Origin of the sequence: Sinorhizobium americanum (assembly GCF_001651855.1) — a bacterium.
GTDB classification, from domain to species: domain Bacteria; phylum Pseudomonadota; class Alphaproteobacteria; order Rhizobiales; family Rhizobiaceae; genus Sinorhizobium; species Sinorhizobium americanum.
The window spans coordinates 1-22,503 of sequence record NZ_LNQC01000046.1 but is presented as its reverse complement, the minus strand read 5'-3'; the positions used below and the strand labels follow the sequence as shown (position 1 = coordinate 22,503).

The 22,503-nt window shown below is 59.3% G+C and carries 20 protein-coding genes; 12 read left to right on the top strand and 8 right to left on the bottom strand.

Going from position 1 to position 22,503, the window contains the following annotated elements:
* Positions 1 to 15: 15 nt before the first annotated feature.
* Genes ATC00_RS09920 through ATC00_RS09890 form a run of 7 tightly spaced genes read right to left on the bottom strand, consistent with a single transcriptional unit; the run spans position 16 to position 6,710 of the window.
* Positions 16 to 606, bottom strand: a complete 591-nt coding sequence (locus tag ATC00_RS09920) for a hypothetical protein (RefSeq protein ID WP_064252671.1) — start codon at positions 604 to 606, stop codon at positions 16 to 18.
* Positions 599 to 1,294, bottom strand: a complete 696-nt coding sequence (locus tag ATC00_RS09915) for a hypothetical protein (protein WP_064252670.1) — start codon at positions 1,292 to 1,294, stop codon at positions 599 to 601. The genes ATC00_RS09920 and ATC00_RS09915 overlap by 8 nt, the downstream gene beginning before the upstream one ends.
* Positions 1,295 to 1,312: 18 nt before the next feature.
* Positions 1,313 to 2,308 (bottom strand): carbohydrate kinase family protein, encoded by a 996-nt coding sequence (locus ATC00_RS09910; RefSeq protein WP_064252669.1) that lies wholly within the window; start codon positions 2,306 to 2,308, stop codon positions 1,313 to 1,315.
* Complete coding sequence (locus tag ATC00_RS09905) at positions 2,308 to 3,351, bottom strand: ABC transporter ATP-binding protein (RefSeq protein ID WP_064252668.1); 1,044 nt, start codon at positions 3,349 to 3,351, stop codon at positions 2,308 to 2,310. The genes ATC00_RS09910 and ATC00_RS09905 overlap by 1 nt, the downstream gene beginning before the upstream one ends.
* Before the next feature lie 3 nt (positions 3,352 to 3,354).
* On the bottom strand, positions 3,355 to 4,197 hold the full coding sequence (locus tag ATC00_RS09900) for a carbohydrate ABC transporter permease (protein ID WP_064252667.1): 843 nt from the start codon (positions 4,195 to 4,197) through the stop codon (positions 3,355 to 3,357).
* A 1-nt stretch (position 4,198) separates the two neighbouring features.
* Complete coding sequence (locus ATC00_RS32035) at positions 4,199 to 5,146, bottom strand: carbohydrate ABC transporter permease (protein WP_064252666.1); 948 nt, start codon at positions 5,144 to 5,146, stop codon at positions 4,199 to 4,201.
* A 4-nt stretch (positions 5,147 to 5,150) separates the two neighbouring features.
* Complete coding sequence (locus ATC00_RS09890; protein WP_064252665.1) at positions 5,151 to 6,710, bottom strand: ABC transporter substrate-binding protein; 1,560 nt, start codon at positions 6,708 to 6,710, stop codon at positions 5,151 to 5,153.
* Between the two features lie 432 nt (positions 6,711 to 7,142).
* Here ATC00_RS09890 and ATC00_RS09885 point away from each other — a divergent pair, with 432 nt between their 5' ends.
* From ATC00_RS09885 to lpdA, 6 genes are all read left to right on the top strand, one after another.
* The gene (locus tag ATC00_RS09885) at positions 7,143 to 8,123 is read left to right on the top strand and encodes a sugar-binding transcriptional regulator (RefSeq protein WP_037380936.1); all 981 of its coding nucleotides are present in this window, start codon (positions 7,143 to 7,145) and stop codon (positions 8,121 to 8,123) included.
* A 466-nt stretch (positions 8,124 to 8,589) separates the two neighbouring features.
* Positions 8,590 to 9,915 carry an NAD(P)H-dependent oxidoreductase gene (locus ATC00_RS09880; protein WP_064252664.1) on the top strand — a complete coding sequence of 442 codons (1,326 nt, stop codon included), beginning with the start codon at positions 8,590 to 8,592 and terminating at the stop codon, positions 9,913 to 9,915.
* 2 nt (positions 9,916 to 9,917) lie between these two features.
* Positions 9,918 to 10,952, top strand: coding sequence for a thiamine pyrophosphate-dependent dehydrogenase E1 component subunit alpha (locus tag ATC00_RS09875; protein WP_064252663.1), 1,035 nt, complete (start codon positions 9,918 to 9,920; stop codon positions 10,950 to 10,952).
* A 1-nt stretch (position 10,953) separates the two neighbouring features.
* Complete coding sequence (locus ATC00_RS09870) at positions 10,954 to 11,952, top strand: alpha-ketoacid dehydrogenase subunit beta (RefSeq protein ID WP_064252662.1); 999 nt, start codon at positions 10,954 to 10,956, stop codon at positions 11,950 to 11,952.
* Positions 11,953 to 11,954: 2 nt separating this feature from the next.
* Positions 11,955 to 13,241, top strand: a complete 1,287-nt coding sequence (locus ATC00_RS09865) for a dihydrolipoamide acetyltransferase family protein (RefSeq protein WP_064252661.1) — start codon at positions 11,955 to 11,957, stop codon at positions 13,239 to 13,241.
* Positions 13,242 to 13,326: 85 nt separating this feature from the next.
* A complete protein-coding gene (gene lpdA / locus ATC00_RS09860; protein ID WP_082912196.1) occupies positions 13,327 to 14,766 on the top strand; it encodes a dihydrolipoyl dehydrogenase in 1,440 nt (479 codons plus the stop codon).
* Between the two features lie 381 nt (positions 14,767 to 15,147).
* Here lpdA and ATC00_RS09855 read toward each other — a convergent pair whose 3' ends face one another.
* The gene (locus ATC00_RS09855) at positions 15,148 to 15,855 is read right to left on the bottom strand and encodes a TetR/AcrR family transcriptional regulator (protein ID WP_037380917.1); all 708 of its coding nucleotides are present in this window, start codon (positions 15,853 to 15,855) and stop codon (positions 15,148 to 15,150) included.
* A 229-nt stretch (positions 15,856 to 16,084) separates the two neighbouring features.
* Between ATC00_RS09855 and ATC00_RS09850 the strand changes: the two genes are divergently transcribed.
* The 6 genes from ATC00_RS09850 to ATC00_RS09825 all read left to right on the top strand — a co-directional run.
* Positions 16,085 to 17,197 carry an extracellular solute-binding protein gene (locus tag ATC00_RS09850; RefSeq protein WP_064252659.1) on the top strand — a complete coding sequence of 371 codons (1,113 nt, stop codon included), beginning with the start codon at positions 16,085 to 16,087 and terminating at the stop codon, positions 17,195 to 17,197.
* Positions 17,198 to 17,228: 31 nt separating this feature from the next.
* A complete protein-coding gene (locus ATC00_RS09845) occupies positions 17,229 to 18,311 on the top strand; it encodes an ABC transporter ATP-binding protein (RefSeq protein ID WP_064252658.1) in 1,083 nt (360 codons plus the stop codon).
* Positions 18,312 to 18,363: 52 nt separating this feature from the next.
* A complete protein-coding gene (locus tag ATC00_RS09840) occupies positions 18,364 to 20,022 on the top strand; it encodes an ABC transporter permease subunit (RefSeq protein ID WP_234782273.1) in 1,659 nt (552 codons plus the stop codon).
* A gap of 91 nt (positions 20,023 to 20,113) precedes the next feature.
* Positions 20,114 to 20,905 carry an SDR family NAD(P)-dependent oxidoreductase gene (locus tag ATC00_RS09835; RefSeq protein ID WP_064252656.1) on the top strand — a complete coding sequence of 264 codons (792 nt, stop codon included), beginning with the start codon at positions 20,114 to 20,116 and terminating at the stop codon, positions 20,903 to 20,905.
* 133 nt (positions 20,906 to 21,038) lie between these two features.
* Positions 21,039 to 21,926, top strand: a complete 888-nt coding sequence (locus ATC00_RS09830) for an alpha/beta fold hydrolase (RefSeq protein ID WP_064252655.1) — start codon at positions 21,039 to 21,041, stop codon at positions 21,924 to 21,926.
* 187 nt (positions 21,927 to 22,113) lie between these two features.
* The coding region (locus ATC00_RS09825; RefSeq protein ID WP_234782272.1) for a thiamine pyrophosphate-dependent enzyme at positions 22,114 to 22,503 on the top strand (390 nt) is incomplete at its 3' end.

Sequence of the window (22,503 nt, the reverse complement as noted above, 5' to 3'; positions counted from 1 at the left end):
TTCTTTGGTGCTCGCCTAGGTTAGGTTGCGTTGATAACGAGCGTTGAAGTTTGCGGGCATCGACCAGTTCGGCTCATTGCCGAGAACCCTCTGAAAAAATCCCGCCGCATAACTCGTATCCTCGTTGGCGTTCTCCCGGAAAGACCACCAACTTCGCAGGTCATCGATCACCTTGTCGATTTCGACCTCCGTGTGGAACTCTTGGTCCATCGTCGCGGCGTATACTGTCAGGCAGAATGTGGTGGTGACATAACCTTCAGGCCAGAACTCAGCAGCAGAGCCTCGAACAAGCTGTTGTGGAGGCTTCGTTGTTTTTAGCGGCATCTCGGCAATGAGTTCCCGCAGCATGAGCGACGGAGCAAATTCGAAGAACTCGCGGCGTTCGGTTTTGTTAGCCGGCCTTTGTTGCTCTATGTTTTTCAGCCAACGGACGAAGGCGCGCGCCAGTTTCAAGTCGTCGATCTGAAAGCGGCACTCCATAAGCTCGCCGCACAATTGAGCGTGTGCTTCGAACGCCGTTCTGAACCAGTGGAGCTGCCTGGCGGCGATCCGCAGGGGCTTGTTTGTCGGCGGCAGATGCGCGATCAACTGGCGAAGGTCAAACATGGGCCGCGTACCTCGCAAAAAGCGAAGACAACTTCGCGCGGTCCTGCGTCCGGAAGGCTTGCGAAATCTCGTCCTGAAGCGCGGTCGCTAGATTGGTCGCGGCCTGAATCATCTTCGCGTAATCTCCGTTCTCGCGGTCCGATAGCAGGTACAGCAAGACGGAAAAGATGGCGACCTGCGCGACGGTTTCCTTCGAGACGGGGGAATGGGCGTCCAGATAATCGATCCGGATAGGCTCTTCCCTGAGAAGTTGGAGGGCTAGTTGCGCGGCGAAATGCTCTGGCGCGGCGCGCGACGTGACCTGACCAAAAGCCTTTCGCCCGGCGCTCTGGCTGACCAGCGCCCTGCTGGCGCCCAGTTCGCTGAGGACGATTTTCATCGTCTCGTAGAATACAGCGGAGAATTCCTCTGATTGCCCGCCGGGGGCCATCATGTCCTGGAGCTTATGAGATCCAAGCGTCACCTCGCCGAAAACCGTATGGACGACGCTGCTTACCATCTGGTCGACGCTGCGCGCGAGCAGCCCCATTTCCCGAAGCGCTGTCAACGCTATCTTTGAGGCGGGAGGAGGAAGTTTCGTCGGCGTACCCTGCACGGCGTCACAACCTCTCTTTAACGCATACCGCAATCCACGCAGCGCATCCTTCAGTTGCGCTGCGTCTGGAGCGAATTGTGGCCGCACGCCCATGACCCTACTCCCATCACATTATTGCATCGCTTTCGCTGCGCCGGCTGCCGCCAACATAGCTCCTCCGCGTCTCGGAGTGGACTCTATAAATCGCCGAGTCGCCTCGTAACTTGCAACGCCCGCCTGGCTGCCGAGACCGGTCGCGTTCAGCGCCGAAGACGCTTGGCCGACCTCGACGGCGTCGTAGGGAGAAAGGCCCTTGACAAGGCCGGCGGCAAATCCGCCATTGAAGCAATCTCCACATCCGCACGTACATTTTACCTCAACCTTGAAGGCTGGAGAATGGAACTCCAGACCCGACTGGTCGAGATAATAGGCGCCATCGGCGCCAAGTGTCAGGATAACGCACCCTGCGCCCCTGCTCAGCAGGAAGTGGGCAAGGTCGCGGTTCTCCGTCAATCCGGATAGCGCCTTGGCCTCCTCTTCGGATGGAAGGAAATAGTCCGTATAGGGTAGAAGAGCCTCGACCTTCGGGAGGTCTTCCGGCGTCGAAGCGAATACGTCAAGAGTGGTGATCACGCCCCGGCGGCGTGCCTCTGACATCAGTTCCGTCGTCCTGCCAGTGTCATCCATGCGATTCATGAGGCCAACGCCGCCGATATGGAGGATTTTTGTGTCCAATAATCCATCAATGGCTGAATCTGACACGTAGAATGCGTCCGTAGCGCCCCGTTTGTGAAGGGCCGGACGCGTGCCGTCCGGACGCGTGGTCACGATCGAGGAAGACGTCGAGAAGCCCTCGCACCGCTGCATCATACGGATGTCGACGCCGTATGAGCTGAGTTTCATGCGGACCCAATCTCCCATGTCGTCGTACCCCACACCTCCGACCGCCTGGACGCGCAGGCCGTATTTGGCGGCGACGATGGCGGCCGATCCCGCCGCGCCCGAGACCGCGAGCGTGTAGTCCTCCACGAAACATGTCTGGCCTCCGGGCGGTATCGCCTTGACGGGGCGGCAGAGAGCGTCGAAGGTGTAGAAACCGACGCAGCTAAGATCGAATGTCGTCGACATCAGTTCACCCCCACCCGAGAGCCGTCTTCGCCGAAGAAGTAGAGGCGGCTTGTATCGAAACCCACCGAAATGGCGCTGTCGATTGGGGCGCGGAATTCACGACCGGCCTTGATCTCGATGTTCTTGTTCGCTGTGCGCACCGTGAGGTAGGTAATGTCGCCGGTCGGCTCCACGCCGTAGACTTGCCCCTGAAGGTTGTCTCCGCCAATCTGGCAGTCCTCCGGACGGATACCAAGCGTGATGTTTCCCGAGAGATTTGCAGGACAAGGAACCCTAACGCCGGCGGAGGAGAATGTTCCACTCTGTGCCGTGCCGGCAATGAGGTTCATCGGCGGCGAGCCGATAAAGCCGGCCACGAAGGTGTTGGCTGGGTTTGAATAGATATCGTCGGGCGTCCCAATTTGCTGGATGACGCCCTTGTTCATGATGACGATGCGATCGGCCAGCGTCATCGCCTCGATCTGGTCGTGAGTGACATACACAGTGGTTACCTTCAGTTCCCGCTGCATATGCTTGATCTGCACGCGCATGCTGGCGCGCAGCTTAGCGTCCAGATTGGACAAGGGCTCGTCCATGAGGAATACCTGCGGTTGTCGCACGATTGCGCGCGCGAGCGCCGCGCGCTGGCGTTGTCCCCCCGAGAGGGCGCCGGGCTTGCGATCCAGGAAAGGACCCAATTCGACCATTTCCGCTGCGCGCCGAATGAGGTCATCATGCTTTGCCTTAGGCACCTGTCGCATCCTCAACGGGAAGCGGATGTTCTCGTAGATCGACATATTCGGATAAAGGGCATACCCTTGGAAAACCATGGCCACGTCCCGGTCACGGGCATCGATGTCGTTCATCAACGCATCGCCGATGCGGATCTCGCCTTCCGTCGGGTGTTCAAGGCCCGCAATCATCCGCATGGTCGTCGTTTTTCCGCAACCAGATGGACCGAGAAGTACCAGGAACTCTTCGTCGACGACGTCGAGGTTCATGTCTTGTACGCCGACGAACGTGCCGAAGCTCTTGACGACGTTCTTGAGTAGAATGGAAGCCATGGCTTATCCTTTCACGGCACCCATCGTCAGCCCGCGCGAAAGATGCTTTTGGATCAGGATCACGAGGATCAGGATCGGCGCGAAGGCGATGAACGAGACGAGTGCGATTGCGTTGTAGATCACCCCATCGGAGCCGCCGGTGAAATTGGCGAGGGCAACCGACATCGTGTAGGCTTTCGACGTCGAGGCGATGAGGAGTGTGAAGAGAAACTCATTGATGGCGAAAATGGCCGCGATGACCGCCGCGGTGATGATGCCGGGCAGACAGGCCGGGATCATGATCTCCCAGAGGATAGTCAGGTCGTCTGCGCCGTCGGTCCGCGCCGCGTCCTCGAGCTCCTTCGGGATATCCAGCATGTAGCTGCGGATGATCCAGGTCACGAGACTGAGATTGATGGCCGCGTAAATGAGCATGAGTGCCCAGACGGAGTCGAGCAGGCCGATGTTCTTGAACAGGAAGAAGATCGGTACAGCGACGATCGCCGGTGCCATCATCCGTGTGGAAAGGATGTAGAAGCCGATATCCTCGCGCCCCTTGAACTCGTATCGGGCAAGCGCAAAAGCTGCGGGGATCGCAAGGACAAGGTCGATCAGGACGGACCCCGCTACGGCCAGAACCGAGTTTCGCAGGTAGAGTGCGATGGGCCAATCGCTTACAAGCAGACGCCATGCATCCAGGCTCCAGGTCGGCCAATAGATGGGTTCTGGAACAATGATCTCGGTGCGCGGGCGGAAACCGATCGTCAGGAACCAGAGGATTGGCACCAGGCAGACCATCGCCCAACTGCCGAGAATGATGTAGCGGACAAGAAGGTTGTCACCACCGGATTTGCGAACGCTGGCCATCTCACGACTTTCCTGACTTGAATGCACGCTTGACGATCGTTTGAGCGATGACAATCGTGATGAGGAGCATGAGGACAGAGGCGGCGGATGCATAACCGAAGTTGAACATCCGGAAGCCCTGGCGGTAGATGAAGTAACTCATTGTCTCTGTCGCGCCGCCAGGTGTGCCCTGGGTCATAATGTAGACATTGGTGAACATTGTCGTGATATCGATGCCTCGCAGGGTTACCGCGACGACGATTATCGGCCGCATCATCGGAAGCGAGATGTTCCAGAAGATGTCCCCCCAGCTTGCTCCATCGAGCCGGGCGGCTTCTTCGATTTCCTCGTCCTGTCCCTGGAGTGCACCCACAAAGATGATGAACAGAAACGGGGTCCACTGCCAGACGTCGGCAACGATAAGGGTCAACCGTGCCAGCCATACCGATGATAGCCAGTCGACATTGTTCGACACCAGTCCGATCGCCATCAGCAGATCGGAAATCACGCGGCCGTCGTTGAAAGCGAGCTTCCAGATGAATGCTACCGCGGACGGCATGAACAGCATGGGCATCAGGAAGACGATCCGCCAGCCGCGCACAAATGGGTCGCGGTAGCAATAGAACGCAACTGTCATTGCTATGATTGTCTGGAGGCACAATGACAGGCCGCCGATGATCGCAGTGTTCGCCAGTGCAGCCCAGAATTCCCGATCCTGGACGATGCGCGTGTAGTTCCCGAGGCCGGCCCATGACCAGTTCACGAACTTGACGACGAAAAGGCTCTGATACATCGCGAACAGGCCAGGGTAGAGCGTGATCGCTAGCAGGTACAGGACCGCGGGTCCGACAAGAAGATAGGGAAACATCTTCTTAGCGGTCGCCGAGCGTGGGCGGCGGATGGAGTACACCGCTGCTGCGGGAGCGGCCTTGGCCGCCCCCTTTTCAAGTGTTTGAGTTGAATGTGCCATGGGCTTAGAACGGCAACGCCTTGCCGCCACCAACATACATGCCGGGTGCCACATCTGCATAAGCGACGGGGCCGTTTCCGCCTGAGAAGCCGTTCTTTTCCATAATACTCTTCCACGCCGCTTGGCCGTTCTCAAGAGCTTCCTTGGCGGAGATCTGGCCAGTAACTGCGCGGTTAATCTCGTTGCCGAGGGACTGTTCCATCTCGAACATGCCCGGAAGACGGGGCGCGCACCAAGCGTGCTCAAGGCTGTCCGCCCACACCTTTGCCGGCTGGCTGACCGCTCTTAACCGCTCATTCGCCAACACGGAGCGATAGCCAGGGGCCACGCCGTTGGCGTTGGCCTCATTCATGGCCATGATGGAGGAGGTCGTAAGGAAGGCGAGCATCAGGAACGCGCCTTCGGGGTTCTGCGCAGTTGCAGCGACGCAAGATGTCGAGCCTGCAATGTTTGGCGGAGCAAACACACCGCCCGAAATCCGCGGCTCATAAATCGTCACGAAATCATCGACGATTTTCGACTGGTCCGGGCGCATGGCCTGGGTGCCGCTGTCCTGCCAGCTGATATTGGCAGCAACCTGACCGCCGAGCCAAGCGGCACGGTTTTCGCCCCAACCGGCGCCCGAGACGCCCTCGATGGCATTCTTCTGAAGCGCCATGATAATGTCCATGGCCTTCATCCCGGCGTCGCTCGTCAATTGCGGATTCCACTGGTCGTCGAATAGCTTCAATCCGGCCTGCGCGGCGATGTGCTCCCAAGTATAGGTGGCCCAGAAGCCACGCGCGGCCATCAGGCCGACGCCCGATACGCCGCCGCCGAGTTTGTTCGCCTCGGCCGTAATGCGGATGAGTTCGTCATAAGACGGAACGGAGCTCGCGCGATCGATCGGTCCGCCAAGGATTTTCTCCATGATCGATTTGCGAAGGTGGACCATCTGAATGTCGCAATCGAACGGAATGCCGACGAGCTTTCCGCCAAAATACCCGTAATTCAGGCGGTAAGTGTCGTAAAAGTCGTCGAGTGGAAGCTTCCACTTTTCAACGAACGCGCCGAGATCATCGTACAGGAATCCGGGGCCAGCGAAATCACCCAGCCACGGGGAGAAGAATTGCAGCGCGTCGAAGGAAGCGTTGCCTGAAATGAACTCGGAGACGGCCTTGTCGTAGAAGCTATCGTCCGGGATCGGTACAAGCTCCACCTTGATGCCGGACAACTGTTCGAAAGGCTTGAGACCCTCGGCCGCGGACTCCTGGTCTGCTGCTCCGACGGCGAAGCGGACGGTTTTGCCTGCTTGCTCTGAACGTACCTGTTCCCAATCGACCGTTCTGATCCAGTCTTTTGCCGGATCCCACAACGGTTCGTCGGACATCGAGTAGAGCTTGCGGTAGTCCTCTCGCACGTAATCCTTAACCGAGATTTTGTCGAGAATGGATTGGATATCCGGAAGATCGGACTGGGCGAAGGCGGGCAGCCTCAGGCTGGAGGCCGCACCCGCGGCTAGGCCCAACACTGCGGTCTGCCGCAGAAAGCCGCGGCGCGACACACCCGTACTCAAGATAGTCATTAGCTGTTCCTCCCCAATGTAAACTAACCAGTTGAATGCCCATGGAGGCAAGACTGTTTTGGCACGGCCTCCATTCCGTGCCATTGCGACGGCGATCTCCGCTTCACCAGCGATAGAACAATTGCCATCCGAAAATACAATGTGTTCACGATGGCTCGATGTCAACACCTTTTTCGGCAGCGTTGGCTGCCCAAAGCAGAACATCAATGGCAAATGACGACAATATGTGCGAATATTCGTTGTGTTGCGGAGACAATGGCAGGCGAGTGGGCCGACGGTAGGTCTGACGATAAAGTGCGTCCCTCGTCTTGGCGGAACGGCTTCTGGCCTTTGGGCCTTTGCCGTTCGTGTTCGCCCCGGCAGGAGGAGGTGAAATCGCCACGGCAGTGTGATATCGACCGCTACGCCTGTAGAACCCATGAGGAACGCAAAATGCAGATCACGTCTCCAGTTGTCATGGCCCAGAGCGAGTCTGAGAGATTGCGAGCCCGCGTCGTGTGGCTGTATCACGTGGAGAACTACACGCAGAACGACATTGCCAAACAGCTTGGCATCAATCGAGTGATGGTCGTCCGACTCTTGGCGGAGGCACGGCGTCGCAATGAGGTCCGCGTTTCCATTTCGTCGCCGCTCTCAGACATGGTGGCGCTCGAAAGGGACCTTGAGATCGCCTTCGGGGTCACGCGGGCAATCGTCGCGCCGTTCAGTGACCCCGACGGAGACCCTACGAAAGTTATCGCCGCTGCCGCCGGAACGCTCATATCCGCGATGATGAAATCTGGGATGATCGTCGGCGTGGGCTGGGGGCGAACCCTTTACAATACGCTGCCTTTCATTGCTGGAGCCAATCTCGAAGACTTCCGCGTCGTCTCCTTGTTGGGGGGCATTTCTGCGGCGCGGCGTTTCAATCCAGCCGAATTTGCCTGGCAGTTCGCGGAACTATTCATGGGGGAGGGATTCCTGGTCCCCGCGCCGGCTGTGGTCGACAGTCCGGAAACAAAGCATGCGCTGCTCGAGAGGTGCGGGCTTGCGGCAATTTTTGAGATGGCGGACAAACTAGATGTTGCCCTATTGTCCGTCGGCGGGATTTCGGCCCTTACAACAAGCTATCGCACGGGCTATTTGAGCGAGGCTGACCGCCGCTCCCTCATCGACGCGGGCGCAGTCGGCGACGTCCTTTACAACTTCATCGACAAGCAGGGCAACCTGATAGATCACGAGGTTAATTCCCGCGTGATCTCGGTGAATCTTGATCGCTTGCGTCGTACTCCCGAGCGTGTGCTGATCTCGGGCGGTCCGGAAAAACTGCACGCGCTGCTCGCCTCTCTTACGACCATCAAGCCGACCACTTTTGTAACCGATGAGCAAACGGCAAAGGCGTTGCTGTTGGCCGCTGAGCAGACCAACACATAGAGGTCGCGGAGAAGGCGCGGCATCCGTTTGGCGTTCGCCTTCACGAACATTATTCAAAAGTCCCGACTGTTTGTTCTATTCTGCTCGTGTGAGTCGGTGCACTCTTTGCATGGACGTCCCGTCTTTTCGCATAAATCTGGATTGCGATAGGCTGCCACAGCATCCCCCCGGTTTCAGGTAAGCCCGACGAATGTGCAAGACATTTGGCAGCCTTCCGCGTTGCCTGCCGGCGATCGCGGAGCCTAAGCCGCGTCTGCTGACGCGAGCATCGGTCCAGTTTGATGCCTTCCGCAAAAGGAGCACGCGAGATTCCTGAGCTCCCAGTCTACCCTTGAAATCCCCATCCTTGCCGCGAAAGCGTTCCCCAAGCGCTGTCAGGACGATCGCCAAGCGAGAACAAAGATGTTGACGAAAGTACAAATGTACATTACCTACATTGCTGGCAATGGATATCGGGAGGACTGAAATGCCCATCAATGTTGCGCCAACGGGCCTTGCGCGAGACCTCATGCGACGCGAGGAGGAGGGAAGGCCCATCCGCATAGGCCTTGTAGGCAGTGGAGAAATGGGCACTGACATCGTGACCCGTGTCGCCCACATGCCAGGCATCGAAATCGGCGCGATTTGCGATCTGAACGTCGCCCGCGCGCGCGCTGCCGTGGACATCGCCTACCAATCCGACGGCCATCATCACGACGCGGCCAATTCGATGGAGCTGAACACCGCCATCGAGAGCGGAAAGGTCGCGATCACCGCGCATTCGGCCAACATTCTCAACAGCGGCCTCATCGACGTGGTCGTCGATGCCACCGGCGTTCCGGCAGTCGGCGCCGAGATCGGTCTCGCCGCCATGGAGCACGGCAAGCACCTGGTGATGATGAATGTCGAAGCCGATGTAACGATCGGCGCCTATCTCAAGAGCGAAGCCGAGCGGCTTGGCGTGACCTACTCGCTCGGGGCGGGTGACGAGCCGTCTTCATGCATTGAGCTGATCGAGTTCGTGTCGGCCATGGGGCATCCGATCGTTGCGGCCGGCAAAGGCAAGAACAATCCGCTGAACGTCGATGCTGTTCCAGACGATTATGCCGAGGAAGCCGCGCGCCGGAACATGAATGTCCGCATGCTCGTGGAGTTCGTCGACGGTTCCAAGACAATGGTTGAAATGGCCGCGATCGCGAATGCCACAGGACTAGTCCCTGACACGCCCGGCATGCACGGCCCGGCGGCCACGCTGGACAAGCTTTCCTCGGTCCTGATCCCGGAAAGGGACGGGGGCGTTCTCTCGAAGGCGGGTGTGGTCGACTATTCCATCGGCAAGGGTGTGGCGCCGGGCGTTTTCGTTGTCGCCGACATGTCGCATCCGCGCATTTCCGAGCGCATGGAAGACCTCAAGATGGGCAAGGGGCCCTACTTCACGTTCCATCGCCCCTATCACCTCACCTCGCTCGAGGTCCCGCTCACCTGTGCGCGTGTCGTGCTCTACGGTAAGCCGGACATGGTGCCGCTGTCGACCCCGGTCGCGGAGGTCTGCGCGGTCGCCAAGAAGGACCTTGCGCCCGGCGAAACGCTCGACGCCATCGGTGAATACTCCTATCGGGCCTGGATCATGACGGCGCCAGAGGCGCGGTCCTCCTCGGCAATCCCGTGCGGCCTCCTTCAGGGCGGTACCGTCACGCAGCCGATCCGTAAAGGAGAGCTTATAACCTATCAGAACGCGTCGGTTGCGCCCGGCTCGCGCATTGCGGAACTCCGCGCGCGGCAGGATGCGCTCGTTTACGGAAAGGAGGCTTGATCATGTCGGGACGCGCCCAGGCGATGCAAGTGGAAGGCGAGACCAGCAATCTGCCCTTCATCTACCGCCAATACGAACGCGAGCAACTTCTCGATGCGCTTCGGAAGATGCACCTCATTCGCCGGTTCGAGGAAGGTGCCGAAGAGTGCTATATGCGCGGACTCATTCACGGGACGATGCATCTTTCCATCGGCCAGGAAGCGAGCGCGATGGGGATCTGCATGCCTCTTGTCAACGAGGACCAGATAACCTCTACCCACCGAGGGCACGGCCACTGCATCGCCAAGGGCGCCGAAGTGAAGCGGATGTTCGCCGAGTTCTTTGGCAAGACTACCGGTTACTGTGCAGGTCGCGGCGGGTCGATGCACATCGCCGATGTGTCGACTGGGAACCTTGGCGCGAACGGGATCGTCGGGGGCGGGCTTCCGATCGCCGTCGGCGCGGCGCTCACCGCAAAGCGGCTTCGCACGGGCAAGGTCGTCGTCTGCTTCTTCGGTGACGGCGCGAACAACGAGGGTGCCTTCCACGAGGCGCTGAATATGGCTGCCATCTGGAAGTTGCCCGTCATTTTCGTGTGCGAAAACAACGGCTACGGCATGTCGACTTCGACCGCCCGTTCGACGGCGGTCGCCAACGTCGCCGATCGCGCGGCCGCCTACTCCATGCCGGGTGTGATCGTCGACGGCAACGTTTTGTCGGAGGTCGCGGAGGCCTCCCATGAGGCGGTTGAAAGGGCCCGCCGCGGCGACGGACCGACGCTCATCGAATGCAAGACCTACCGGTATCGCGGACATTCCAAAAGCGACCGCAATCGCTATCGCACGAAGGACGAGATTGACGACTGGATGACCAACCGGGATCCGATCAGACGCTACGAAGCTCAGTTGATCGAGTTCGGTATCGCGACGTCGGACGAGCTAGAGGCGATCCGCGGCAGTGTGCAGCAGGAAATCGACGCTGGTATCGAGTTCGCGAAGACGAGCCCGATGCCGTCAATCGATGGCCTCGCTGACAACGTCTACACGCTCGAGGCATGACATGAACGCGCCAGTCAGAGAAATCAGCTACTCCCAAGCCATCCAGGAAGCCATGGCGATCGCCATGGAAGCGGATGAGCGCGTGATCCTCATGGGCGAGGACATCGGCGTCTATGGCGGCGCCTTTCAGGTGACCGGCGATCTGGTTGACCGCTTCGGCTCCGACCGCGTCATGGATACCCCCATTTCCGAGCTTGGCGGCGCAGGTGTCGCCGTCGGCGCAGCGGTCACCGGCTTGCGACCGATCTTCGAATTCCAGTTTTCCGATTTCGCCGCGCTCGCAATGGAGCAGATCGTCAACCAGGCGGCCAAGATGCGCTACATGCTTGGCGGTGCGGTGTCGGTTCCACTCGTTATGCGGTTCCCCGCCGGCTCCGGAACCGGGGCTGCGGCACAGCACAGCCAGAGCCTGGAAGCATGGCTCGGTCACGTACCAGGGCTAAAGGTCATTCAGCCGGCGACGCCGCATGACGTGAAAGGCATGCTCCTTGCTGCCGTGGCGGATCCGGATCCGGTGATGATCTTCGAGCACAAGCTGCTCTACAAGATGAAGGGGCCGGTTCCCGAGGGACATTACACGGTGCCGCTCGACAAGGCGGAGGTCCGGAGGGAAGGGCGCGACGTCTCTATAGTCGCAACTTCTATCATGGTTCACAAGGCCCTGGAGGCAGCGGAAGTGCTTGCCGGCGAAGGCATCAGCGCCGAAGTGATCGATCTGCGATCAATCCGCCCCCTCGATCGGGAGACGGTCATCGCCAGCGTCATGAAGACCTCCCGGCTGATCTGCGTTTATGAAGGCGTTAAAACGCTCGGTGTCGGGGCGGAGATCAGTGCAATGATCGCCGAAAGCGAGGCGTTCGACTACTTGGATGCTCCGATATTGCGCCTCGGCGGGTCCGAGACGCCGATCCCCTACAATCCCGAGCTGGAAAAGGCTGCCGTCCCGCAGGTACCGGACATAATCGATGCGGCCCGCGGCCTTGCGAGGGGAGTGCGATAGGTATGGCGACCGAAGTCATTTTGCCGAAGGTCGACATGGACATGGCGACGGGCAAGATCTCGAAGTGGTTCTTCGGCGAGGGCGATGCCGTGAAGGAGGGCGATGTCCTTTTCGAGATCGAGACCGACAAGGCGGCCATGGAAATCGACGCGCCGGCGAGCGGGGTCCTGCGTAACGTGACCGGCAAGGAAGGTGTGGATATCCCGGTCGGCTCGGCCGTCGCGTGGATCTATGCCGAGGGGGAGACCGTCAACGAGACGGCCGTCCCTCTTGCGCCGCCGGCCACCGCCGAAAGTCCGCTGCCGGTGTCTGAAGCAAAGACGCCGGCCGCGGAGGTCACAGTCGAACAGAAAGTTGACAGCGCACCCCGCGCCACGCCGCTCGCACGACGCCTCGCGCGGGAGCGAGAGCTGGATCTTGCCAGGCTGAACGGCAGCGGCCCGCGTGGCCGCATCGTCAGTGCCGATGTCCTGGGGGCCTCCAACATGCTCGTCGATGCCCGGGCACAGGCGGATCCCGCAGCGGTTCAATCGGAGGCTCCGGGGAGCACCGCAGGCGAGAACGCGCTTCGGCATTTTCCCGATGGGTCCTACGAACTTCAGGCGCACAGCTCCATGCGTCGGACGATCGCACGGCGGCTCGTCGAGGCCAAGAGCAGTGTTCCGCACTTCTACCTTAAGGCTGACTGCCGGCTCGACGCGCTCCTGAAATTGCGCGCGGAGCTCAATGCTGCGGCGCCGCTGGTCGAGAACGTGCCGGCCTACAAGCTCTCGGTGAACGACCTCGTCATCAAGGCTTACGCACTGGCTCTGGCGGGTGCTCCGGACGCTAACGTGTCTTGGATGGACGAGCATCTGGTGCGCCACAGCCATTCGGATGTCGGCGTGGCGGTTTCCGTCCCCGGTGGGCTTATCACCCCGATCATCCGCCAGGCGGAGCAAAAGAGCCTTTCGACCATCTCGAACGAGATGAAAGACTTGGCCGCGCGTGCCAAGGCAGGAAAGCTGAAGCCCAACGAGTACCAGGGCGGCACGGGAGCGGTGTCAAACCTCGGAATGTACGGCGTGAAGGAATTCGCCGCGATCATCAATCCCCCCCACTCCACGATCCTGGCGGTCGGCGCCGGAGAAAAGCGGCCGGTGGTAACCGCAGAAGGGGAGTTGGGCGTTGCTACGGTCATGAGCGTAACGCTGTCCACGGATCATCGGGCCGTGGATGGTGCGCTGGGCGCAGAGCTTCTCGCGAAGTTCCGCGCGCTCATCGAGAATCCATTGAGCATGCTGGTCTAGTTTCCTCCCGCAACTCTGGGGGATCGCTACCGCGGCGCAGTCGAGCCGAGGTGCGTCCCCCAATTTTTTTTAAGGAATGCTCCTCATGTCGTACGACGTCATCGTTATCGGTTCGGGCCCGGGCGGCTATGTGACCGCCATCCGCTCGGCGCAGCTGGGCTTGAAGACGGCGATCGTCGAGCGCGAGCATCTGGGCGGCATCTGCCTCAACTGGGGCTGCATCCCGACCAAGGCGCTGCTTCGCTCAGCCGAGATTCTCGACCATGCCAACCACGCCAAGAACTACGGCCTGACGCTCGAAGGCAAGATCACCGCCAACGTCAAGGATGTCGTCGCCCGCTCGCGCGGCGTCTCGGCGCGGCTGAACGGCGGCGTCGCCTTTCTGATGAAGAAGAACAAGATCGACGTGATCTGGGGCGAAGCGAAGCTGACGAAGCCCGGCGAGATCGTCGTCGGCGCGCCGTCGAAGCCGGCCGTCCAGCCGCAGAACCCGGTGCCGAAGGGCGTCAAGAGCGAGGGCACCTACGCGGCCAAGCACATCATCCTGGCGACCGGCGCCCGGCCGCGGGCACTGCCCGGCATCGAGCCGGACGGCAAGCTGATCTGGACCTATTTCGAGGCGATGAAGCCCGAGGAGCTGCCGAAGACCATGGTCGTCATGGGCTCCGGCGCGATCGGCATCGAATTTGCGAGCTTCTACCTTTCCATGGGCGTCGATGTCACGGTCGTCGAACTCCTGCCGCAGGTGATGCCGGTCGAGGACGCCGAGATTTCCGCGCTCGCGCGCAAGCAGCTCGAGAAGCGCGGCATGAAGATCTTCACCGACGCCAAGGTGACGAAGGTCGAAAAGGGCGCCAACGACGTCACCGCCCATGTCGAGACCAAGGACGGCAAGGTCACGCCGATCAAGGCGGACCGCCTGATCTCGGCCGTCGGCGTCCAGGGCAACATCGAGAACCTCGGGCTCGAGGCGCTCGACATCAAGACCGACCGCGGCTGCATCGTCACCGACGGTTACGGCAAGACCAATGTCGCCGGCATCTATGCGATCGGCGACGTTGCCGGGCCGCCGATGCTGGCGCACAAGGCCGAGCATGAGGGCGTCATCTGCGTCGAGAAGATCGCTGGCGTGCCCGGCGTCCACGCGCTCGACAAAGGCAAGGTGCCCGGCTGCACCTATTGCGACCCGCAGGTCGCCTCCGTCGGCCTCACCGAGGCGAGAGCCAAAGAGCTCGGCCGCGACATTCGGGTCGGCCGCTACAGCTTCGGCGCCAACGGCAAGGCGATTGCGCTTGGCGAGGACCAGGGCCTGATCAAGACGATTTTCGACAAGAAGACCGGCGAGCTGCTCGGAGCGCACATGGTCGGCGCGGAAGTCACCGAGCTCATCCAGGGCTTCGTCGTTGCGATGAATCTGGAGACGACCGAGGAAGAGCTGATGCACACGATCTTCCCGCATCCGACGCTCTCCGAAATGATGAAAGAAAGCGTGCTCGATGCTTATGGCAAGGTGTTGAACGCGTGAGCGGTCCTTCCCTCCCGCATCTTCGGTAGCCCTTATAACCCGGCGCGCGGTCGCTTCCCTGTTGTCCGTCTCGAAGCAGTATCAAACGGAGGGAGGTGGCGCCCATCACCGCGTGCCAAATTGTGTTTAGAACAAGCGAGGATGGTGGTGTCCACCATAGAGACGAGCTTGATCTCCTGAATGCGGAAAATATGCGTTCTGAAGAACTATGCGCGGAAATGCTGCGCAAAGAGAATGCGCAACTTAGGAGAATGCTTGAACGATCTTGAGCTGTGTTCGAGAGATGGCGGCCGTATGGACATCAGCGCATACTCCAAGGCGCCAGCTTATGCGCCAGTCGCGGCGCCGCAATGAGTAGACCTGGCGCCTATCACATCGCGCTCAATTTCCTGGCTGGCTTTTTGGGGGCTCAGCGCGACCACCTGTGGCGTCTGCGTAATCAGACTGCGACGCCAATATAGCGCGTGAAATCGCGATTGAGCGTGCGGTACAGGCTTCAGGGTCGGCACCAGTTCCCGACGAGTCGCACCATGACCTGACGCCATCGAGCAGCTTCATGATGGCGCGCGCCGAAACCTCACAATTGTTGTAACCCATTTCGCAGGCCGCTGCCTCGTACATTCGGACACACAATTGCAGCCAGTGCTCAATTTCCTGCCGAATTCCTGGCTGTAGGAAACCACAAATACGATCCGTTGCAACGAGTATGTCCCAAAGATCGCTTTCGGGAAGCTCAAGCTGCCGCTTAACATGGGTCCGTACCATGCTGTCCCAAAATTCGTTCACGCCAGCGCTGTTCTCGACAGCGCTGAGGATCGCGGAACCCCAGCAGTGATAATGCCACCGCAACGTCTGGGCGACAATTTCATCTCGCCCGTCCGGAAAATGGAAATAAATACTGGACGCCTTCACATCGAGAGCCTTGGCAAGTCCTCTCATCGTTACACCAGAGAAACCTTGCGTCGTTGCAAGCTCGAGAAAAGCTTCAAGAACTTGGCGGCGCCCGTTGGTCAATTTGGTCCAGTCAAATTGTTCGAGGTGGCGGCGCATTTCATCGCACGCTTGCTGAACTCGAGGCGGCAGGGTCATCTACAGGGTCCTAACAACATGGCGGCTTTGAGCCTCCGCTAACAAGGCTGCTTACCTCCTTCATCTATATGTATGTCTCGGCTCGTGCAATTCTTAGGAGGCGCCAGCTTCTCCCCCAGATCGGCCCCTCGGAAAACATGTAAACGATAACATCTTAAAAAAAATTGACACCGACGCGATTTGGACTTATCTAACTGTCGTTAGTTAGATATAAAAAGGGGATCCAAAAATGTTCGATAACATGCCGCGATCGTTTACTCGCCGCACGATCCTGAAAGCTGGTGGTGCCTTGGCAGCCAGCTCGCTCGTTGCCCCGGCAATCACTCGAAGCGCTTGGGCAGACGAGGAGCCGATCACACTGCTCACCTGGGAGACCTACCACGAGCCGGACTGGATCGCAGAGTGGGAAGCTGCCAACGGCGGAGTTAAGGTAAAGCCAGTTATTATATCTTCGCTGGACGAAGTATTCGCGCAGTTGCAGTCCGGCGCTGTCAAGCCCGACGTCGTCTACTCGGAGGCTTCCACAGCCGGGCGCCTCAAGAAGGCAGGACAAATCGGTCCGTTTGATATCTCCAAAGTTCCCAATGTGACAAATGTGCTTCCGGGGCTGAACTGGAAGGAGCCCCTCTCAGTCGAAGGTACCCTTATGGGTATCCCGCTCCACTGGGGCACGCAGCCACTCCAGTACAATGCCGATGTGATCAAAGAGCCACCCACCACTTGGGGCGACCTTTGGGACGAAAAGTATAAAGGTAAGGTGACGACGTTCGATGACGCTACCGTAAATATTCCGATGGTCGCGCTCTACGTCGGGGCCAAGGACCCTTTCAACCTGACGGAGGAAGAGTTTACGAGCGTCACGGACGCGCTTCGTGCACTGAGGCAGCAGGTTCGGGTGGTTACCCGTGGCTTTGACGATGCGGCTAACCTCTACGCGTCCGGCGAGGCGTTGATCGGCTACTGTCACAATGTCGCTGTAGTGAATTCGCTTAAGAAAAAGGGCGTGAATTCCAAGTATTCGCTGCCAAAAGAAGGCACTCCCTCCTGGATCGAAGGTACATTCGTGACGCCGAAGGGGCAGCGGGACATCGTCTATAAGTTCCTCAATGACACCATGTCGCTTCCTTGGCAGGCGAGGTTCATGAAATTCTCCGGTAGCAACGGCATTCTTACGGGCGCGGACGCCCTCAAGGCCGGGCTTACTGAAGAGGAGCTGATGAATACGAATGTCCCGGATTCCGAGGACCCTGGCTTCAAGGATAACCTCGTATTCTTCCGAGAGCCCGAAGACGTCGAACGGCGAATCCAGATCTGGAATGATTTCCTGGCCGGCACCCTTTGATTTCGGCCCAAATTAGCTCTGGAGACTGCACATGGGAGCGCGTGAAGCTGGCCCGGTACTTTCGCTTGTGGGTGTATCAAAAACCTATGAGGGCGCACAAAAGCCGGCGCTCGAGAAGGTGTCATTCTCGGTGAAGCCTGGAGAGTTCTTCTCGATACTTGGCCCGAGTGGATCCGGTAAGACTACCATCCTTAGGACCGTTGCCGGCTTCGAAAAGCCGGATAGCGGCCAGATCGTGATGGACGGAGATGTGATGAATGCCGTGCCCCCATTCAAGCGGGACGTTCGCACGGTATTTCAGAGTTATGCATTGTTCCCGCACCTCACGGTGCGGGAAAATGTCGAATATCCCCTCCGGATGCAGGGCGAGCCGAAGGCAAGTCGTCGGAGGAAGGCCGAGGAAACGCTGTCGCTCGTCGAACTGTCAACTTTTGCCGACAGGCTGCCTCACCAGCTCTCGGGGGGACAACGACAGCGGGCGGCTCTGGCGCGCTCCATAGTCTCCCGGCCAAAACTTCTTCTTCTCGACGAGCCCCTTGCCGCTCTCGATCTCCGTTTGCGGCAGCAGATGCAACACACATTGGTCGCCCTGCAGAAGGAACTCGGGATCGCGTTCATGTACGTCACGCACGATCAGGGCGAGGCGCTGTCCATGTCAGATCGCGTTGTCGTCCTGCACGATGGCAAAATCGCCCAACTGGCTACCCCGAGAGAAATTTATTTCGCACCTCAGAACGAGTTCGTCTCCAGGTTCGTAGGGCGTTCGAACCTCGTCCCCGTTCACTTTGAGCCGGAGGGCAGCGGCTATGCTGGGACGATTGAGGGAACCAGAATTGCTGCTCTTACCTCCGAACGAGGTGGAACAGCGCGGATGGCAATAAGGTACGAAGCGGTTCAAGTGATGGCGCTCAACGGTGCCGGCCGCTTGCCTGACGCAGTTCCCGGAATAGTCGAAGACGTCCTTTTCCTGGGGACGAACTGTGAAGTCAACGTCCGTTGCGGCGGTATCAGCTTGATCGGAACCGTGCCAGCCGCACGAGAGTCAACTTTTTTGGTAGGTCAACCGGTGCAGGTCCGCTTCGATCTCGTAAACACTCAGGTGTTTTATGACTGATAGTATCGCGACAATAGCTGCTGACGGCAAAACGTTCCGGCGACGCTTGCCGATGAAATTCAGTTTCGCAAGCGTTCCTGTTGTGGCTTGGCTGTTCCTCATCGTTTTCCTGCCCAACCTCCTGCTCATAGGAACGAGCTTCCTCAAGTCGTCGGCAGGCGTGATCCTCTTTGAACCGTCGCTGGCAAATTACGCGCGCATCTGGAATTCGGCGGGTTTTTGGGCGTTGCTGTGGCGCACGCTCTCGTTCAGTTTCATCGCGTGCGTATTCGCTACGATGATTGCCTATCCGCTGGCTTTCTATGTAGGCAGGGTTGTCGGACGGAATAAAGCCCTGCTGACAATGCTCGTTGTAATCCCGCTGTGGATCAGCCTCCTGATGCGGATTTTTGCATGGCGGGTAATCCTCGGTCAGTCGGGCGTGCTCAATGCGGCGTTAGTGACGAGTGGCATTCTGGACGCGCCATCGGAAGCGTTTCTCTACAGCCCGACGGCAGTTGTTATCGTCTTCGCCTACATCTCGGTACCGTTCATCTTTATCTCGACGATGGGCGCCTTCGAGAAGATCCCACGCGACCTCTTCGAAGCATCGGAAGACTCCGGCGCTACCGCCTTTCAGACCTTCGTCCATCTTGTCTGGCCGCTTACGCGCAGAAACCTGGCGATAGGCTTTTCACTGGCGTTTCTCGTGACTGTTGGCGACTTCGTCACTCCGGCAATGATCGGCGGAATCGATGGCACGACCTTAGGGGTAGTCGTCTCCACACAATTCGGATTTGCAAACAACTGGCCTTACGGTGCGGCCGTCGCCGTTGCTTTGATGCTGAGCGTTGCCTTGCTTCTTGGCGTCATCCTTGCACTGTGCCCTGCTAGGGGAGTCATGGTCGGGGGAGAGTCTGATCAGGCGGCTTCGTCCGCGGCGACCCGCTTTGGTCGCCGTCTGGGCGCCGCCGGATTTGTCGCTGCGATTGCTTACCTGTATGCGCCGCTAGCCATCATCGTGCTGTTCTCGTTCAACTCGGCAAACCTGCAGGTTTTTCCGCTTCAGGGGCTGACACTGCACTGGTACCACGAACTTCTTCAGGACCAGTCCCTGATCGAGGCTGCGCGGCGCTCTGTTGTGGTTGCTGCGTGTGTCGTGTCGGTATCGGTTGTGGTCGGGACAGCCTTTGCCCTCATCGTGCACTACGCAAGACTGAAGGGAGCGCGCTTCTACGAAATGGCGTTCGCTCTTCCAATCGCCACCCCGGGCGTCGTCTTGGGCATCGAGATGGTGCTGGGGACGGAACTGTTCGGCATTCCGTCCGGCATCACCAGAATTGTCGTTGGCCAGATGAGCTTCGTGATGCCGGTGACTCTGCTTCTATTGCTGGTTCGCCTGCGGCGCATCGATCCAAGCCTCATGGAAGCTTCGTTGGATCTCGGGGCCAACCGCTGGCAAAGCTTTGCCCACGTTCTATTCCCCATGATCCGGGGGACGATCCTGGCCAGCGCCTTTCTCGGTCTCACCCTGTCTGCCGATGACGTCATGGTCACGCTGTTCCTGTCCGGTGGTTCACCGACATTGCCGATCTGGGTGTTCAACCAGATGCGATTTGGGTTCACGCCTTCGGTCAACGCGGTCTTCTCGCTGCTCTTGGTTGCATGCTTGCTGGCGGTGACGGTTGCGAGTTGGCGGAACGCTTCCAAGCGAGCTCGGGTGCCGAATTGAGGATTTGTACGTAGCTGACAGCGGCGGCAGGTCCGCTCATGGGCGACCATCTGCCGAAATGGATCGTACGCGAGCTGCGAGAGCAGCAATCATGAGAGGAAAGGTTTTAGAGGTGAGTAGCTATAGCGGTCGAGTGGTTGTCGTGACCGGCGCCGGATCCGGCATGGGGCGGGCGATGGTAGGCGAATTTGTATCCAGAGGGGCGTACGTCGCCGCTCTCGACATCAATATGGCGCGTGCCGTGGAGACGGTTGAAAAGCTGGAAAAACCGGAAATGGCAATTCCCGTGCAGGTCGATGTGAGCGATCCGCAAAGCGTGCAGCGCGGGGTAGAAACGATCATTGCCAGGTGGGGGCGTATTGATCTTCTCTGCAACAATGCGGGCATTCTCGACGGCCATGCTCCAGCACATGAAGTAAGTCTCGAGGAATGGAACAGAGTTATGGCGGTGAATCTCACCGGTCCGTTCCTAATGTCGCGAGCCGTCATCCCGCAAATGCTGGCACAGGGAAAAGGCGCAATCATCAATACGGCGTCAACATCTGGCTTCAGTGCTGCCGGGGGGGGCTCGGCCTACACTGCTTCCAAGCATGGTGTCATAGGTTTGACCCGGCAGCTCACATTTGAGTACGGCGCTCGCGGCATCAGGGTAAATTCCATCTGCCCCGGAGCGACCGCCACGCCTCTAGCGCTGCCCGAACACAACGCGGCCTCTCCAGACATGGATTTGGCTATCAGCAAGGTGCCGGCTCGCCGTTGGTGCCAGCCTGAGGAAATCGCAAAGCTTGCAGCATTCCTCGGAAGTGATGATGCGGACTACGTTCACGGGAGCGCCTACGTGATGGACGGCGGTTGGCTGACCGCCGCACGCGACCCGTTCTAAGCGGTTGGGGTTTGGTCTTGTCGGTGGGCATCGGCAAGATTCCAGTACATTCACGAGTTGCAGAGGCCGTCTGCGAGTTGGGCGAAGACGTTCGCCATTGAGGCAATAAAATACCTGCAAGAGGGAGACTGCGATGGTTGACAGACAACAATGGCCCGAAACCGGGATTGAGGGTTTCGAACGCGGCTTTGCAACTGTGGACGGTGTCAGGTTGCATTATGTCACTGGCGGGAGAGCGGACGGCGAAGTCGTCCTTCTGTTCGCAGGCTTCCCACAGAGCTGGTACGCATGGCGCAAGATTATGCCGCTCCTTGGCGAGCGTTACAGGATCATAGCGCCCGATCTGCCTGGACAGGGCGACTCTGATCGCCCGATGGGCGGCTGTGATACGTTGAGTGTTGCGAAGATCGCCCGCGGGCTGGTTCAGAAGCTGGGTGTGGTTCGCCACTTTCTCGTGGCCCATGATGTCGGCGCCTGGGTCGCATATCCCTACGCAGCGCTCTACGGAAGTAGCGTTAAAGGGCTAGCCATCCTGGATACGGGAATACCCGGCATCAGCCTTCCCGACGCACTGCCTTGGTCTTCCGACGTTGCATGGCGCACCTGGCATGTTGCCTTCCACAACGTTGCTGACTTGCCGGAGGCACTCATCCAAGGCCGGGAGCACATCTATCTTAACTGGTTTCTCCAGCGCAAGGCGGCGAATCCGCAAGTGTTCTCTGATGCCGACTTCGGAGAGTATCTCCGTGTCTTCTTGTACAGCGGGCTCAAGGGCGGACTCGCCTACTACCGTGCCGTAACGCTGTCGGCCGAGCAAAATCGGGAACTCAGCGCCAAGGGAAAGCTGGAGATGCCGGTCCTGGCGGTGCGAGCCGATCAGGGGTCAATGCCGGACCTGGTGGCGCAATTGCAGAAGATCGCAACCAATGTCCGGGGGACCGCAATAGAGTCCTGCGGTCACTATCTGGCGGAAGAACAACCCGACGCACTTGCGCGGGAGTTGCAAAGCTTTTTTGGCTGACACTTGACGTCAGCGTGGGGTCCGGTGGTCCACCTTCCCAAGACGGGTGGATTCCAGTGGCTGCGGTTGACCGTGGTCGGTCAAACGCAGCCAAGATCAGAATCGCCACACGGCATCGAACGCTCAACGATGACCGGCGCACGGGTGAAAAGGCAGCTTTGGGAGCCATAGGCAAGGGGAGCTTCAAATGTCGGCTTTACAATTCTCTCGCGAAGAACTCGTCAACGTTTATCGAACCATGCGGACGATCCGCCGGTTCGAGGAACGGGTGATGGAGGAAATGGGTACCGGCGACATCCCCGGCAACACCCATCTCTATGCCGGCCAGGAGGCGAGCGCCGTTGGCGTCTGCCTGCAGCTTCGCGACGACGACTACATCTCCTCGACGCACCGCGGTCATGGTCACTCGATCGCCAAAGGCGTCGACATCGACAGCATGATGGCCGAGCTGTTCGGCCGGGCGAGCGGCACCTGCGGCGGCAAGGGCGGGTCTATGCACATTGCCGACCTGCGCAAGGGCATGCTGGGCGCCAACGGCATCGTCGCGGCGGGGGCGCCGATCACCTGCGGCGCGGCG